The organism is Paenibacillus naphthalenovorans, assembly GCF_001465255.1.
Taxonomy (GTDB): Bacteria; Bacillota; Bacilli; order Paenibacillales; family NBRC-103111; genus Paenibacillus_G; species Paenibacillus_G naphthalenovorans.
On record NZ_CP013652.1, the window covers coordinates 4750907 to 4767789 of the forward strand.

Here is a 16883-nt window from a genome sequence, read left to right on the forward strand (position 1 = left end):
TTGAAAATCAAAAGGAAACGGCTGCTGGCGCTTTACATCATGCTGGTCTTAACGGGAACCGTGTTCGTCTCTACCGCTTATGCCGAGGGCGACCCGATGACGACGGTCAATAATTTGTCCACCTTCATATTCGGCTTAATCCGGGCCATCGGTATGATCATCCTCGGCTTCGGCATTGTCCAGATCGGATTGTCGCTCAAGTCTCATGACCCTTCCCAGCGGGCGAACGGGTTCCTGACGCTCGCCGGCGGGATTATCATTACCTTCACGAAGGAAATTCTTACCCTGATTGCCGGATAAACGGGAGCCGCAAATGAGGGGAACGGACGGTTTGTCTGTTCCCCGTCTACAGAAAAGGGGTGAGAATATGGCCAAAAACAGTTGGATCATTGACAATCTCGAACATGCGCTCGATACGTGGAACGAGAAAATGAACGAAATCTGGCAACTTGTTACCGAGTCGCCGTCCGACTTCAAAGGCGGCGGCGTGTGGCGCGTCATTACCGACATTCACGGCGCGTTGCAGGCGACGGGACTGGCGCTATTGGTCTTGTTTTTTGTGATTGGCGTGGTGAAGACGACCGGCAGTTTTGCAGAATTGAAGAAGCCGGAGATGGCCGTCAAGCTGTTTATTCGTTTTGTCCTGGCCAAAGCGGTCGTCACCTACGGGTTGGAGCTCATGATGGCGCTGTTTACCATTGTTCAGGGAATCATCTCCACGATGATGGGACGTTCCGGGTTCGGAAAGACGGAGGCCATGACCTTGCCGAACACCATTGCAAAAGCGATTGAAGACGTCGGCTTTTGGCAAAGCATTCCGCTGTGGGTCGTCTCCCTTTTGGGCAGTCTGTTCATCACGGTGTTGTCTTTTGTGATGATTCTCTCGGTGTACGGGCGGTTTTTTCGCATCTATTTATATACGGCGATCGCTCCCGTTCCGCTGTCCGCCTTTGCCGGGGAGCCGAGCCAAAATATCGGCAAATCGTTTCTCAAGGGGTATGCGGCCGCTTGTCTGGAGGGAGCGATTATCGTACTCGCCTGCATCATCTACTCCGCCTTTGCCTCTGCTCCCCCGGCGGTCGATGAAGGCGCAGGCGCGGTTACGATGGTGTGGACGTACATTGGCGAATTGATTTTCAACATGCTGGTACTCGTGGGGACGGTCAAAATGGCGGACCGGGTGGTGAGGGAAATGATGGGACTGTAGCTTCATTCCGATTCTTCGCCCAACAATTCCCGGACGGAAATATCCAGCGCTTTGGCAATCGCCACGACTTCGTAATCTTGGACAAGCCGATACTGCCCTTCCAGACGCGAAAGACTGGTAGGACTGATGTCAAGGCCAGCCGTTTGCAATCTGGCGAGAAACTCCTTCTGTTTCATCCCCTTTGCCTTGCGGATGGCAACGACTCTCACGCCGATTATATTTTTATCGCCTGGCGGTTCTTTTCGATGTTTCATTTGTATGCACCTCACATTACAAGCAAAATTGTACGTGAGTGCATCAAATGAAATAAACCGATTTTCGCAATAAAATGGAGAGATACTCTATCATTCAGACAGCCAGAAACGCCGATCTAATGAAGACACTGGGAGGCCGACCGATGACACGATTGCTTGGTCAATTGGAGGAGGAAAGAAGGAAGTTGAACGAACTCGGGAAAAAATCTCTTGAACAGGGAATTCCTCTGTTCGAGAATGAGGCGGTTCAGGCTCAAAGCCGGAAGGTGGACGAATGGATTGTCCAGTGGCTTCAAAGGAAGTCCGGACGAGAGCACCAGATGCGCTAGATCGCGTTCGCACAAGGAGGGTGATGTCAATGGTGGAGTTTCCGTTATGGTTTCAAAATGCGATCCAGCAGCGGCTGGACCACGTTTCAGCTCGGATCGAACGCGATCCCGAGTTGTGCACCTATCGTAAAGCAGAGTACACGGCTTTTCAAGCGATGTTTTCCTGCGTGGAGATGACGCAGTTGCCGGCGTTTATGGAATGGGAGGACAAGGTTCATTTTACGCGGGCTTTGGAGAATGATCGCTTGTATTTGCAAGGAATGAGAGACGGCGTACAGCTTGCGTTTGCGCTTCTCTTCGATCCCCTTCCATCCGGCGACGAGTTGTTGGCAAGAAACGAAAAAGACAGAGCCAACAACGGTTCAACCGGAAACTGAGGGCGAGTTATAGAGCATAGTGAACATCGTTAATGGGAGGACTTCAAATGGAAGTGAAAATCAACCGGGAAATCCGGGATTATACCGAAAGCTTATTCTTTGGACTGTCTTTGCGGCAGTTCTTTTTTTCTGTGCTGGCTGTCGGCGTGGCGATCGGACTTTATTTTGGACTGCGCGGCCGCTTTGGTTTGGAAACGCTCAGTTGGATGTGCATTTTGGGGGCCGCGCCTTGCGCAGCCTTGGGTTTCATCAGCTATCACGGCATGACGGCCGAGCAGCTGCTTTGGGCGTATTTGAAGTCGGAATTTCTGCTGCCAAGACGCTTCGTCTTCTATTCGACCAATATCTATGTTGAAGCGCTGAAAAAGAGCATGCATAGTCATGAACAAGAAAGGATGAAGCGCCGTGATTAAAACGCTCAGACGCATCATCAGGCAGGACAAGGAACGATTTGTTATCCCGAAAGGCGTTCAGCAAGTCATCCCGATTCGCGCCCTCTGGCCGGACGGGATTTTTTTTGTCGGCAACAAGTTCTCCAAATCATATCGGTTCGAGGACATCAACTACGCCGTCGCGTCCAGGGAAGACAAGGAAGCGATGTTTTTGTCTTATTCCGAGCTGCTCAATTCCTTTGACAGCGGAGCGACCACGAAGATCACGATCCATAACCGGCGTATGAATCGGGCCGATTTTGAAAGCTCGATTCTGATTCCGCTACGGCAGGACCATCTTGATGTGTACCGGCAGGAGTATAACGAGATGTTGCTCGCAAAGGCCACCGGCGCAAACGGAACGATTCAGGAAAAGTACGTTACCATTTCGGTCGTCAAGAAAAATGTGGAGGAAGCCCGTCAATATTTCGCGAGGGTCGGAACCGAATTGATGTCGCATTTTTCCCGTCTCGGTTCCAAATGTATCGAACTGGATGCAACTGACCGTCTGCGCATTTTCCATGATTTCTTTCGGATTGGCGAGGAAGCGGATTTTCGTTTCCATCTGTCCGAAACAATGCGCAAGGGGCATGATTTCAAGGACTTCATTTGCCCAGATACATTCGAGTTTGAAAAAGATCATTTTCGGATGGGCAATTTTTTTGGCCGCGTCATCTTTCTGCGGGAATACGCCAGCTATATTAAGGATAGCATGGTGTCCGAGCTTTGCGACCTGAACCGGAATTTGCTGCTGTCGCTGGATATTATTCCGATTCCTACCGACGAGGCCGTTCGCGAGGTGGAGAGCCGTTTGCTCGGCGTGGAGACGAACATCACCAATTGGCAGCGGCGACAAAACCGGAACAACAATTTTTCCGCCGTGGTCCCTTACGATATGGAGCAGCAACGCAAGGAGAGCAAAGAATTTCTGAACGACTTGACCACTCGCGATCAGCGGATGATGTTCGGCCTGCTGACGATGGTCCACATCGCAGACAGCAAGGAGCAGCTTGACAGCGATACGGAGGCGCTGCTCACCACCGCCCGCAAGCATTTGTGCCAGTTTTCTACGCTGACCTATCAGCAAATGGACGGTCTGAATACGGCGCTCCCCTACGGCTTGCGGAAGATTCACGCCTTGCGGACGTTAACGACGGAAAGCACGGCGGTCTTTATCCCATTCCGGGCGCAGGAAATTATACATCCGGGCGGCATTTACTATGGGCAAAATGTGATCAGCAAAAACATGATTATTGCCAATCGCAAGCAGCTGCTGAACGGAAACAGCTTTATTCTCGGCGTATCCGGTTCCGGCAAAAGCTTTACCGCGAAACGGGAAATCGTCAACCAGATGCTGGCCAGCGACGACGATATTATTTTGATCGACCCGGAACGGGAATACTCCGCGCTGGTGAACGCATTGGGCGGCGAGACGATTCATATATCCGCCACTTCGCCGAACCATATCAATGCGATGGATATGAATCGCCAATATGGCGACGGAGCTAATCCAATCATTCTCAAATCGGAATTCGTCCTTTCGCTTTGCGAGCAGTTGATTGGCGGATACCAGTTGGGAGCGAAGGAGAAGTCGCTCATTGACCGCTGCACCGCCAGCGTATACCGGAAGTTTTTGCAGAGCAACTATAAAGGGCAGCCGCCGACGTTGCAGGATTTCCGCGCGGAACTGATGAGGCAAGCGGAGCCGGAGGCGCAGGACATTGCGCTGGCGATCGAACTGTTTACGTCCGGCAGTCTGAACACGTTCGCCAAACCGACCAATGTCAATGTCCATAACCGGCTCATCTGCTACGACATTCTCGATTTGGGCAAACAACTCCTCCCGATCGGCATGCTGGTTGTCCTGGACAGCATCCTGAATCGGATAACACAAAATCGGGTTAAAGGCAAAAATACATTTATCATTATCGACGAAATCTATCTTCTGTTCCAGCATGAATACAGCGCCAACTTTCTGTTCACGCTCTGGAAGCGCGTCCGAAAGTATGGCGCTTTTTGTACGGGCATTACGCAGAACGTGGATGATTTGCTGCAAAGTCATACGGCCCGGACGATGCTCGCGAACAGCGAATTTATCGTCATGCTGAATCAAGCAGCTACCGACCGGGTAGAACTTGCCGGGCTTCTTAATATTTCGGAACTGCAACTCTCTTATATTACCAATGTTGACGCCGGGAATGGATTGATGAAGGTAGGCAGCTCCCTTGTGCCGTTTAGCGACAAGTTCCCGCGGCATACGAAGCTGTACAGCCTGATGACGACGAAGCCCGGGGAGTAATGAATGAAGTGAACGGAGGCGAAACCGTTTAATGGCAAGGAATTGAACCATTTCTGTCGAATATGTCCGTAATGTGGACATGAATGGCGAAGATTGCAAATGAATGGACGATTTTTTACTGTATGTAACAGGTATCTTTCTATAGGCGTGCGAAGGAGGCAAGTCCAATGATTCGTGTATTGCTCGTGGATGATGAAGAAGATGCGCTCAATCTGTTGGAGATTTTGCTTGGGCAAATAGGGGATGTCAAGGTCGTCGGAAGGTTTGTGAATCCGGTTCGGGCGATCGAAGCTTTGGACACGACGCCTGTGGACGCCGTTTTCCTGGATAACCAGATGCCGGGCATGACGGGGATGGAGGCGGCGAGGAAAATCAGGGCAATCCAGCCCCAAATGCCGATTGTGTTTACAACGGCGTACGCGGAGTATGCGGTGGAAGCGTTTGAAATTCAATCGACCGACTATCTGCTGAAGCCGATTACGATGAGCAGGCTGCAACATGCGGTATCGCGCATCAAGCAAACCGTATCCGCGATTCGGGCCCGCCCGGACGCCAGCGTCCGTCCTTTGATCCGATGCATGGGGGGCTTTTCCATTAGGCTTCCTCATGCCGATAATCAGCTGCTCCCCTGGAAAACGAACAAGGAAAAAGAGGTCTGCGCTTTTTTGATCCATCACGAAGGGACGCCCGCGGATACCGCGCTCATCATTGAGTCGATTTGGCCGGGGTACGATGTGAAAAAGGCGAAAACCTATTTGTATACTTGCCTGTCCTACTTGCGGAGAAGCTTGCAGGAGCATGACGTGCCCATAAACGTAGACAAAGCCGGAAACGGGTTCGCGATCCGGTTGGACGGGGCGGCGGCCGATGTGACGGCATTCGAGAGGATGCTGGACGACATGTTGTCGGCGGAGGAACCGGATGAGCGGTTGTACGACAAGATCAACGGTTTGTACAAAGGCGAATATATGGAGGGCTGCGATTATAGCTGGGCTTTGGCCAGGCAGGAGACAATCAAAGCGAAGTATATCCGTTCGCTGCGCCGCATGCACCGGCTTTTTCGCAAGCGGGGCCGCGCGGCGCTCGCGGCGGACAGTTTGCAGCGCGTGCTCGCGATTGCGCCGGATTCCGAGGCGGACGGACGTGAGCTCATCCGGCTGCATCTGGAAGCGGGAAACCGGAATGAGGCGCTGCGCGTCTATCGGCAGCTGGAGCAGGTCATTCGCGATCAGCTGGGGGTTGCGCTGGAAGAGGAGACGGTAAGGTTGCATGGGCAAATGGGATGGTCTGGGTGAGCGGACGATGAGAAAAAAGATTGCAGCGGCGATCGTAACGCTGACCATATTGGCCGCAACATACGGCCTGTTTCTCGTTTATTTCTCGCTGGGCGGGAAGCAGACGCCAAGAGCGGAAAACGGATTTCTCGATTTGACCGCGTGGCGGTTCGCGGACGATGGCGTCGTTCCATTGGACGGCGAATGGGAGTTTTACCCGGACAAGCTCCTCTCTCATGAAGATTTCGCATCCTCCTTCGCGCATGCAAGCGGCCTTTCACCGGAGCGAATCGAAGTGCCGGGATCGTGGTCGAATCGAATGAAGACGCTCGGCATGGCGACGTACCGTCTGCGGATCAAAGTCGGCGATTCTGCGTCCGTTTACGGGCTGAAAACATCGTCGATCCAAATGTCCAATCGCATCATCGTCAATGGCCAGGTCGCGGGCCAAAGCGGGAATCCGGCAGAAGGGCGGAACTATGAAGCGGTAAATCGGCCCTATGTCAGCTATTTTACGCTAAAGACCGGATGGAACGAAATCATTGTGCAGGTGGCCAACTTCGAGTTTCCCGCCAGCAGCGGCATCAACGAATCGATCTATCTGGGATCTGCAGCGCAAATTTCCGGGCTGCGCGACAAGGCCCTCGCCCATGATTGGATTACGTTCACAGCCTTTCTGATGATGGGGCTCTATTTCATCGGGCTGTATTCGCAGCGCAAGGACGATACTTCCCTGATTGTGTTCGGGATGGTATGCGTGTTTTTCGCCCTGTTCACCAGCACGCGCGGCGAAAGAGTGTTGTTCAGTCTGTTCGGCTCCGTTCCGTTCTGGCTTTATCTTCGCATTCAGATGGTTTCGGCGCTTGGCGCAGGCATGGGATTTCTCCTGTACGTGTATACGGCGTTCCGTCCGTTTTGCTCCCGATGGTTGATCCGGATCGGGGTGGTCGTCGGGACGGCTCTGGCGGTCTGGGCAATCGGCTTCATCCCCCGGTTCGCGACGGATCTGTTTCGGCAACTGGTCACGATCTACGCCACCTTCCCGCTGCTGTATGCGATTTATGTCTTCGTCCTGGCGGCATTCCGCAAAGTGGAGGGAAGCCTGTACCTGGCCGTCGCCGCGATCGCCCTGAACGTCTATGCGCTGGTGCAAAATCTGAACGTTTATTTCGCCGTACCGGTTGATTCGGTGCCGCCGTTCGAACCGTTCGTGTTCCTTCTGATGCTGGCTTTGCTCATGTCGCTCCGGTTCTCCAACGCGTTTCGGAAAATTGAAGAGCTCACCGTTCAATTGCTGAAAGCGGACAAGCTGAAAGACGACTTTCTGGCAAGAACGTCGCACGAGTTCAAGTCGCCGCTGCACGGCGTCATGCATATCTCCAGGTCGATGCTTGACAACGCCAATCATCCGCCCTCGGCGGAGCAGCGGGAAAAACTTCAATTAATCACGAGCATCACCGGCAGGCTTTCACAGCTTGTTTACGATATTCTGGATTTTTCCAGGCTGAAACAAGGCGAATTGTCCGTTGATCCGACGCCGATCGATGTCCGTTCGGCCGTCGAGATGCAGGTGCGCATCTATTCGTTTCTGTGCGCGGACCGCAACATTCGGCTCGAGAACCGCGTCCCCGAACATTTGCCCTATGCGCTTGCCGATGAAAGCCGGTTCAGCCAGATCGTCGGCAATCTGCTCGACAACGCGGTCAAGCATACGGAGAACGGAAGCATCGTCGTCACAGCGGCGGAGAATGGCGGCATGATTGAAGTCTCGGTCCGGGACACGGGCGAAGGCATCGAGGCGCAGCACATCCCGCACCTGTTCGAAGCGTTCCAATCGTTCGACGAGCGAGCGGAACGCCGCGGCTTCGGGCTCGGGCTGTCCATTGTCAAACAGCTGGTTGAGCTGCAGCATGGATCGATATCGGTAATCTCGACGAGAGGCGTCGGCACGACGTTCACGTTCACGCTGCCGATCGCAGGTGGCGGCGGGAAACCGGAAACGGCTTTCCGGGCAAGCGGACAACCGGTCAAAGCGCCGGAGTACACGTTCACGACGCCCCATTATCTGAATCAAAAAGGGAAGCATACGGTTCTGATCGTGGATGACCAATTCCTGAATCTGAAAGTATTGATGGACGCGCTGGAGCCCCTTGGCTATAACGTCATTGCCGTCAAAAACGGCTACGAGGCGCTGGAACAGATCGCCAAACCAAATAAAATTGATCTTGTCGTTCTCGACCTGATGATGCCGGGCCTGTCGGGGTACGAAGTGTGCCAGGAGATCCGCAAAAGCTGGACGCTGCCGGAGCTTCCCGTGCTGATGGTGACGGCGGCCATCGGGCCGCAGGACAAGGTGGCGGCGTTCGAGGCGGGTGCGAACGATTTTCTGCCGAAGCCGTTCGACCTGGCGGAGCTGAAGGCGAGAATCGGCAGCTTGCTCGCGATGAAGGAGTCGCTTGCCAAGGCGGTCGATCTGGAGGTGGCGTTTCTGCAATCGCAGATCAAGCCGCATTTTTTGTACAACGTCTTGAACAGCATTGTCGCCTCAAGTTATACGGATGCGGAACGTTCGCGAAAAATGACGACGGATCTGGCCGATTATTTGCGCGGCAGCTTCCGGTTCAGCAATGCGGAGCATCGGATCACCTTTGAGGAAGAGTTCAGCCTGATCCGGACTTACGTCGAAATTGAAAAAGCGCGCTTCAAGGATCGTTTGCGTTTCGAAGTTGACATTGCGGAAGGGATGTTCCAGGTGAGCCTCCCTCCCCTGTTGCTGCAACCGCTCATCGAAAATGCGATTCGGCACGGGATCGGCCATCGGGTCGAAGGCGGAACGGTAAAATTAACGGCTTATGAGGCGGAGGGCGAGTACCGGTTTGTGATTGAGGATAACGGCGTCGGCATCGAGAGCAAGCTGCCGGGTGAGCTGTCGGTTTCCGGATCGGACAAGCGTCAGGGCGTCGGTCTTTTGAACATCAACAAGCGGTTGAAATACGAATACGGCACGGAGCTGCGGATGGAAAGCGAGCCGGGCCGGGGAACGAAAGTGACGGTGCGGATTCCGGCGGAGTCGGCGTGAACGGATGTTTTTAAGGTTTTTTTAAGGTGACGTTTTGTATAATCCAAAATGACACAGTCTCTGTCGAATTTTGGAGGTGCGAAACAAAGTGAGCAACAACTTTGTACAACGAATTTTATGGTCGGCATGGGGGCGTATATCGCTGGCGACTTTGATCGCCATCAGCGGAATGTTCCCGGTGCTGCAGACGATGCGGGTGCAGGCTTCGTCAGATCCGGTTGTCTTCTATGTGTCGGTAACCGGCGGCGTTTACTCGCAGGACGGGCTAAGCTGGGAAACGGCGTATCCGGGTACGATGCTGCAACCTGTGATCAACAATGTACCGGATAATTCGCAAATATGGGTCGCAAAAGGGACGTATTATTCTACGGAAGACATTGATTATGAAGAAAATCCAAGCGACCCCCGAACGAAGACGTTCCATTTGCGGAACGGCATCGCCGTGTACGGCGGTTTTGCGGGGACGGAGGACAGCCTCGCGCAGCGCGATTTGACCAACGAAGAGAATGCGACGATACTTAGCGGAAACTTGGGGGACCCGGATTCGGATGCGGACAACGCGTATCATGTGTTCTATCATTCGGTGCTCGACTCTACCGCGGTATTGGATGGTGTCACGATCACGGGCGGGAATGCGAATGGTTCAATCCCCAATGATACTGATTCCGGCGGCGGGATGTACAACAAGAATGCCAGCCTGACACTGACCCATGTAACGATCGGCGGAAATACGGCATTAATCTTTGGGGGTGGGATTTATAACGAAGGCGACGAAGGCGGAAGTCCGATACTGACGGATGTAGTCGTTCAAAATAACTCCTCAACAGATAATCTTTCTGTCGGCGGCGGGATCTATAACAAGGGCGGCAGCCCGATGCTGACGCATGTGACGATTGAAGGGAATCGATCCGCTACCGGCGGCGGGATTGTAATGCCACCGGAAGCAGCATGAATTTAGATAATGTGATCATCAAAGAAAATACCGCTTTTCTCTATATGGGTGGCGGAATCGCGAGTCAGCAGTCCGGATTAACCCTGGCAAATGTGACGATCAGCGGAAATACGGCAGCTTCTTTCGGCGGTGGCGGGATATTCAGTCTGGGCGACAATTTATCCATGACGGACGTAACGGTCAGCGAGAATATAGCCACTTTTAAATTAATGAGAGGTGTTACATATGAAAGAGAATAAGATTTATGGCAAGAGATTTAGCCTGTTCATGATGATAGCGTATTTGATGACGCTATTGGTCCCTGGTGAGGTGTTTGCAACAAGCGGTGGTACGATCAGCACGGTGGCGGGGAACGGAATCGGAAGCTATTCCGGAGACGGAGGAGCGGCGGCATCGGCTCAGTTAAATTACCCGTTTGGAGTGGCGGTGGACAGCGGCGGAATTCTCTATATCGTGGATACCAACAACTGCCGGATTCGGAAAGTGGATGCGTCCGGGAACATCAGCACGGTGGCGGGGACCGGAACGGCAGGCTATTCCGGAGACGGCGGAGCGGCGACGTCGGCTCAGTTAAACAAACCGTATGGAGTGGCGGTGGACAGCGCCGGGAATCTCTATATCGCGGATACTTTGAACCACCGGGTTCGGAAAGTGGATGCGTCCGGGAACGTCAGCACGGTGGCGGGGACCGGAACGGCTGGCTCTTCCGGAGACGGAGGAGCGGCGGCATCGGCTCAGCTAAATAAACCGTTTGGAGTGGCGGTGGACAGCGGCGGAAACCTCTATATCGCGGATACCTTTAACCATCGGATTCGGAAAGTGGATGCGTCCGGGAACATCAGCACGGTGGCAGGGACCGGAACGGCAGGCAATCCCGGAGAAGGCGAGTTCGCAACATCGGCTAATATAAAGTATCCGTATGGAGTGGCGGTGGACAGCGGCGGGAATCTTTTTTATGTCGCGGATGATGGTAGCAGCCGGGTTCGGAAAGTGGATGCGTCCGGGAAAATCAGCACGGTGGCGGGGAACGGAACGGCTGGCTCTTCCGGAGACGGAGGAGCGGCGGCGTTGGCTCAGTTATATCTCCCGTATGGAGTGGCGGTGGACAGCGGCGGAAATCTCTATATCGCGGATACCTTTAACCACCGGGTTCGGAAAGTGGATACGTCCGGGAACATCAGCACGGTGGCGGGGAACGGAACGGCTGGCTCTTCCGGAGACGGAGGAGCGGCGGCATCGGCTCAGTTAAATTATCCGTATGGAGTGGCGGTGGACAGCGGCGGAAATCTCTATATCGCGGATACTTATAACCAACGGGTTCGGAAAGTCGCTGCCGAACCGGTGCCTGCCAGCGGACTGACGGTCACGGCCAGCGACGTGATGGGACCGGGAACGGATGGCAAAACCCAATTGAGCGTGACGCCGGGGGCTGATACAGGGAACAAGCTGGTCTACAAGAACATAGGAACCGGCACGGTGACCGTGCCGAACGTCGGCGACACCTTGAGCGGTTATACCGATCTGCCTGCGGACGGCATCATCGCGGCGGCGAACGACGACAAGATTGCCGTGGCGGAAGTGGACGGCAGCGGCAAGGTCGTGAAGTTTGGCCAGACGACGGCGGTGGTGGTGGCCGAGCCGGTGCCCGCCAGTGGGCTGACGGTCACATCCAGCGACGTGACGGGAGCCGGAACGGACGGCAAGACGAAAATCAGCATCGCGGAGACGGTGGGAACAGGCCATAAATTCGTCTATAAAAACTTTGAAAGAGCGGCAGTGAGCGTACCGAACGTCGGCGACACCTTGAGCGGTTATACCGATCTGCCTGCGGACGGCATCATCGCGGCGGCGAACGACGACAAGATTGCCGTGGCGGAAGTGGACGGCAGCGGCAAGGTCGTGAAGTTTGGCCAGACGACGGCGGTGGTGGTGGCCGAGCCGGTGCCCGCCAGTGGGCTGACGGTCACATCCAGCGACGTGACGGGAGCCGGAACGGACGGCAAGACGAAAATCAGCGTCGCGGAGACGGTGGGAACAGGCCATAAATTCGTCTATAAAAACTTTGAAAGAGCGGCAGTGAGCATACCGAACGTCGGCGACACCTTGAGCGGTTATACCGATCTGCCTGCGGACGGCATCATCGCGGCGGCGAACGACGACAAGATTGCCGTGGCGGAAGTGGACGGCAACGGCAAGGTCGTGAAGTTTGGCCAGACGACGGCGGTAGTGGTGGCCGAGCCGGTGCCCGCCAGTGGGCTGACGGTCACGTCCAGCGACGTGACGGGAGCCGGAACGGACGGCAAGACGAAAATCAGCGTCGCGGAGACGGTGGGAACAGGCCATAAATTCGTCTATAAAAACTTTGAAGGAGCGGCAGTGAGCGTACCGAACGTCGGCGACACCTTGAGCGGTTATACCGATCTGCCTGCGGACGGCATCATCGCGGCGGCGAACGACGACAAGATTGCCGTGGCGGAAGTGGACGGCAGCGGCAAGGTCGTGAAGTTTGGCCAGACGACGGCGGTGGTGGAAGCAAATCCTGCTTCGCCACCGACCTTAACAGCAGACAGCACCAACAATTACACGACGTTTGCCATCGAGATCACTTTCATCGACGATGCGGCATGGCGAAGCGCGATCACGGCAGTGAAAGACGGCAGCAAGACTCTGAATACAACGGACTATCGCATAACAGCAGGCAAGATCACCATTAACGCGGGCGTACTCAGCGCGGGTTTCCACACCGTCACGGTCGTGGCAACCGGTTATGCGGATGCCGTCGTGACGCAGAACGTGAATCTGCAGGATCGGCCTGCCAACCCGCAGAATCTGACTGCGACTGCGGGCAATCGTTTGGTTAACTTGAACTGGAATACAGTGACGGGCGCAACTTACTATAACGTGTATATGTCTGAAATACCAAATGCATACGGCGAAACTGCGCTTGCGACCGTAACCGGGGCGACCTACCAGGTGCAAAATCTGACGAATGGCATGACGTATTATTTTGTGGTAAAAGCAGGCAACCCGGGAGGGTTGAGTGCGGAATCCAACGAAGTCCATGCAACGCCGGCCACCGTACCTGCGGCTCCTACAAATGTTGCGGCTACAGCGGGAAACGGCAGTGCAACGATTACCTTTACCGCTCCAGATGACAACGGCGGAAGCGCGATCACCGGATATGAAGTGTTCGATTCTAATGGAAACAAAGTCGCGACAGGAAGTGCGGACGCAACTTCGATTACGATTACCGGATTAACCAACGGCACCACGTACACATTCACCGTGAAAGCCAAAAATGCAACAGGCTCCAGTGATCCATCGACACCTTCAAACGCAGTCACACCGCGAGCGCCATCGAACAATCATCATGATGACGATGAGGAGACTGGATCGCCGTCTCAACCGGCATCGCCAGTACCGCAACCTGCGAATGCGGGAGTAGATGTACTTGTGAACGGAAAGACCGAGAACACGGGGACTTTAGCGACCGCTGAAGTGAATGGCCAACGTGTGACAACCGTTGCAGTCGATGAAGAAAAACTGCAACAACGCCTTGCGGCCGAAGGAGCAGGAGCTGTAGTCACGATTCCCGTTACGTTGGACAGCGATGTTGTCGTGGGCGAATTAAACGGCCGAATGATTAAAAATATGGAGAACCTGCAAGCGGTAGTGGAGCTTCGCACCGAGAAAGCGACTTATACATTGCCTGCGGAGCGAATCAATATCGATGCGATTGCCGAGCGATTCGGCCAAAATCTCGCTCTGCAAGACATCAAGGTGAAGATTGAAATTGCGCAGCCTGACACAGATATCGTTCGCATCGTCGAGAATGCGGCCAATCGTGAAGGATTTGCGCTTGTCGTGCCGCCGCTGGACTTCAAAGTGACCGCCGTCTATGGCGATCAAACGGAAGAAGTGGCGAGATTCAGCGCCTATGTTGAGCGCACGATTGCGATTCCGGAAGGTATCGATCCACAGCGAATTACTACGGGTGTGGTCATCGAACCGGATGGTTCGACGCGGCACGTACCGACCAAGGTGATTCAGATCGACGGCAAATATTACGCCAAAATCAACAGCCTGACGAATAGCACGTACTCGGTCGTATGGCATCCGCTCGAATTTGACGATGTGGCAAACCATTGGGCGAAAGATGCGGTCAACGACATGGGATCGCGCATGGTCATCGAAGGCATCGGAAACGGCCTGTTCGATCCCGACCGGGACATTACCCGCGCGGAATTTGCAGCGATCATCGTCCGTGCATTGGGACTCAAGCTGCAGAGCGGAACGAGCTTCTTCTCGGACGTGAAAGAATCGGATTGGTACAGCAGTGCGGTTCGCACCGCTTATGCGTATCATTTGGTGGGCGGGTTTGAAGACGGCACCTTCCGGCCGAATGACATGATCACTCGCGAACAAGCGATGGTCATCCTTTCCAAAGCGATGACGATTACGAACTTGAAAGCCAGACTTCCTGTCCAAACCGCAGACGTAACACTTCATACGTTTGGTGATGCAGCTGAAGTATCCGCATGGGCGCAAAGCAGCGTTGCGGACAGTGTTCAGGCTGGCATAGTATCTGGAAGAAGCGGTACTGCGCTTGCCCCGAAGGATTACATGACCAGGGCTGAGGTTGCAACAATTATTCAGAGACTATTACAAAAATCTGGTCTGATTTAAGTTGGAATCGGGTTCATTTATCAATAAACGTTCGGAATATGAATATGTTACCTAATTCCATCGTTCACCGGCATCGCCGGTCATTGGGGCGAGTGCTCAATCATTCGCGCAGCGACGCAAAAGTTGGTGAGCGGCTACCCGGATGGAACGTTCAGGCCAAACAACTCGGTCACACGTGCCGAATTTACGGCTATGCTGGTTGGGGCGCTTAAACTGGACGGCACAGGCGTGGCGCTTGATTTTACGGATCAGGCCAAGATCGGGGCTTGGGCGAAACGAGCGGTTGCTCTCGCCGTGCAAACGGGGATCGTCAGCGAGTGCGAGGACGGCAGCTTCCGGCCTGATGCGCAGATCACCCGCGCGGAGATGGCGTCGATGATTGCCAATGCGCTGAAGGTGCCTTTTGACGCGAATGCACAAACCGGCTTTGCCGATGACGAAGACATTCCGAACTGGGCGAAATGCGCGGTCGGAAGCGGTAGTCATGCTACTCAGAATGCTGGAAGTTCGGGAGCAAGAATAAATCAATAAACATCAAGGGCAGACCTAACATGATTTTACTCGGTTGGGTCTGCCCTTTCTTTTGAAGTCGCAGAGCAATCCATTTATGAGACTGTTCCAACGAATGTGGTCATCGCTTTCGAAGGGATGGCCCTTTTTCATCTTAATAAATATTCTTCATTACTTTTGTATGACAGCACCATCATAATAACAGATTGGCTTTCTTCTCGCAGCGGTGTTGCCATGTGAGGATGGAGCTGATATTTATGTATCCCCATTTGCCTATATTGTTAGGCCGCAATCATTTTATGAATTTGTTCTACGGCTTTTAATACGAACACATTCGGACTTTGCCGCAATGGAGAGTTGGCATGCTCTGCGGCAAGGTCTTTTTTGTTTTTTTCAGCTATTGCACGTATGCATAAAAGGTAGCGCTGGCTGTCGTTCTCCCCCCCTCTGTTTTGGTTTGCCAACAAACCAAAATGGAGGGACATGAATGAAAAAGATGAATTTGCGGGATATGTATCCTTTTTTTAAGACGGATGTATGGGTTGATGTAGATGAAGAAGTTGTCCATGAAATCCGCCGCTTCGACTTGGAAGAAAGCGCCTACAGGCTGCGAACGTATCGCCATCGGGCCTATTATTCGCTCGATCGCAACGATGGGATTGAGCAGCATGTTTTATTTCTTTCGATTTCACCGGAGGAGTATTACGAGCGCAAACTTTCACGGCAGCAACTTTATGAAGCTATGTGCCAGTTGCCGGTGAAATCCGCCAGACGGATTTACGCCCATTATTTCTTGGGTATGGGCAAAGTCGCTATTGCCAGAGCCGAGCATGTCGATGAGCGGGCGGTTCGTAAATCTATCCAAAGAGGCTTGAAACAAATGGAATACTTGCTCAAAAACATGTAATCGTTTCGTTGGAGGGTCCGATTTTCCTGCCAAAATGAACGGTTATATAGAGGACCATGTTCAGACAGCGGCTGGTTGCAACCAGCCGCTGCATTCTCCATGAAAGGGGTATGTGACGATGCATCCGATTCGATTTCGAGATGAGGAACACGAGAGGTTTTACGTTCAGATGCTGGTTGAAGGGAAATGCAGCGATGGCTACCACCGGGCGCTATTCTATACATTGGGCATTTCCCGAGAAACCAGGAGTCATATCCGCGATTTGTATGATTTTTCTAATGGCGGCATTAAGCCCGAAGGTCTTTCGGCCCCTTGGCAAACCGGCAGTACCATTCGAGTGTGTCGGCTCGCCTTTAATCTGTGGAACGGCTGGACCGAAGCAGGCGGCGAACGTTACTCTACTCCCCACGAATTATTCGATTGCAGCTATGCTCCCTACTTTTTTGAAGCGATTCGACTTCGTTACCCCGAATATTGCCGAAGTCACGAGAGAACGATCAAACGGTTGGCCGAACAAATTCGCTGAATGGCTGCCAGCGACGGGAGTGGAATGGGACGATGAAGGAAATTAAAACGAG

Annotated in this window: 15 protein-coding genes; 14 read left to right on the forward strand and 1 reads right to left on the reverse strand. The window is 53.6% G+C overall.

Translation table 11 applies throughout. The features are described 5' to 3' along the window. On the forward strand, window positions 1-300 hold the full coding sequence (locus IJ22_RS23410) for a glutamyl-tRNA amidotransferase (RefSeq protein WP_425351434.1): 300 nt from the start codon (window positions 1-3) through the stop codon (window positions 298-300). A 67-nt stretch (window positions 301-367) separates the two neighbouring features. Next, window positions 368-1207, forward strand: a complete 840-nt coding sequence (locus IJ22_RS23415; protein WP_062410496.1) for a VirB6/TrbL-like conjugal transfer protein, CD1112 family — start codon at window positions 368-370, stop codon at window positions 1205-1207. Between the two features lie 2 nt (window positions 1208-1209). Here IJ22_RS23415 and IJ22_RS23420 read toward each other — a convergent pair whose 3' ends face one another. Then, window positions 1210-1461 (reverse strand): helix-turn-helix domain-containing protein, encoded by a 252-nt coding sequence (locus tag IJ22_RS23420; RefSeq protein WP_062410497.1) that lies wholly within the window; start codon window positions 1459-1461, stop codon window positions 1210-1212. 143 nt (window positions 1462-1604) lie between these two features. Between IJ22_RS23420 and IJ22_RS23425 the strand changes: the two genes are divergently transcribed. From IJ22_RS23425 to IJ22_RS23485, 12 genes are all read left to right on the forward strand, one after another. Further along, window positions 1605-1790, forward strand: a complete 186-nt coding sequence (locus IJ22_RS23425; RefSeq protein ID WP_062410498.1) for a hypothetical protein — start codon at window positions 1605-1607, stop codon at window positions 1788-1790. Between the two features lie 29 nt (window positions 1791-1819). Further along, a complete protein-coding gene (locus IJ22_RS23430; protein WP_062410499.1) occupies window positions 1820-2167 on the forward strand; it encodes a hypothetical protein in 348 nt (115 codons plus the stop codon). A gap of 47 nt (window positions 2168-2214) precedes the next feature. Then, a complete protein-coding gene (locus IJ22_RS23435; RefSeq protein WP_062410500.1) occupies window positions 2215-2580 on the forward strand; it encodes a PrgI family protein in 366 nt (121 codons plus the stop codon). Continuing rightward, window positions 2573-4897, forward strand: a complete 2325-nt coding sequence (locus IJ22_RS23440) for a VirB4-like conjugal transfer ATPase, CD1110 family (RefSeq protein WP_062410501.1) — start codon at window positions 2573-2575, stop codon at window positions 4895-4897. The genes IJ22_RS23435 and IJ22_RS23440 overlap by 8 nt, the downstream gene beginning before the upstream one ends. A gap of 167 nt (window positions 4898-5064) precedes the next feature. Next, on the forward strand, window positions 5065-6192 hold the full coding sequence (locus IJ22_RS23445) for a response regulator (RefSeq protein ID WP_062410502.1): 1128 nt from the start codon (window positions 5065-5067) through the stop codon (window positions 6190-6192). Next, on the forward strand, window positions 6167-9250 hold the full coding sequence (locus tag IJ22_RS23450; RefSeq protein ID WP_235594206.1) for a hybrid sensor histidine kinase/response regulator: 3084 nt from the start codon (window positions 6167-6169) through the stop codon (window positions 9248-9250). Before IJ22_RS23445 ends, IJ22_RS23450 begins: the two co-directional genes overlap by 26 nt. Window positions 9251-9338: 88 nt before the next feature. Continuing rightward, on the forward strand, window positions 9339-10202 hold the full coding sequence (locus IJ22_RS23455) for a hypothetical protein (RefSeq protein ID WP_062410503.1): 864 nt from the start codon (window positions 9339-9341) through the stop codon (window positions 10200-10202). Continuing rightward, window positions 10199-10441, forward strand: a complete 243-nt coding sequence (locus IJ22_RS23460) for a hypothetical protein (RefSeq protein ID WP_062410504.1) — start codon at window positions 10199-10201, stop codon at window positions 10439-10441. Before IJ22_RS23455 ends, IJ22_RS23460 begins: the two co-directional genes overlap by 4 nt. Next, the gene (locus IJ22_RS23465) at window positions 10428-14888 is read left to right on the forward strand and encodes an NHL domain-containing protein (protein ID WP_062410505.1); all 4461 of its coding nucleotides are present in this window, start codon (window positions 10428-10430) and stop codon (window positions 14886-14888) included. Before IJ22_RS23460 ends, IJ22_RS23465 begins: the two co-directional genes overlap by 14 nt. Before the next feature lie 72 nt (window positions 14889-14960). Then, window positions 14961-15419 (forward strand): S-layer homology domain-containing protein, encoded by a 459-nt coding sequence (locus tag IJ22_RS23470; RefSeq protein WP_256380607.1) that lies wholly within the window; start codon window positions 14961-14963, stop codon window positions 15417-15419. A gap of 466 nt (window positions 15420-15885) precedes the next feature. Further along, on the forward strand, window positions 15886-16305 hold the full coding sequence (locus IJ22_RS23480) for a sigma factor-like helix-turn-helix DNA-binding protein (RefSeq protein WP_062410508.1): 420 nt from the start codon (window positions 15886-15888) through the stop codon (window positions 16303-16305). A gap of 118 nt (window positions 16306-16423) precedes the next feature. Beyond that, complete coding sequence (locus IJ22_RS23485; RefSeq protein ID WP_062410509.1) at window positions 16424-16831, forward strand: DUF6075 family protein; 408 nt, start codon at window positions 16424-16426, stop codon at window positions 16829-16831. The last annotated feature ends 52 nt before the right edge of the window (window positions 16832-16883 follow it).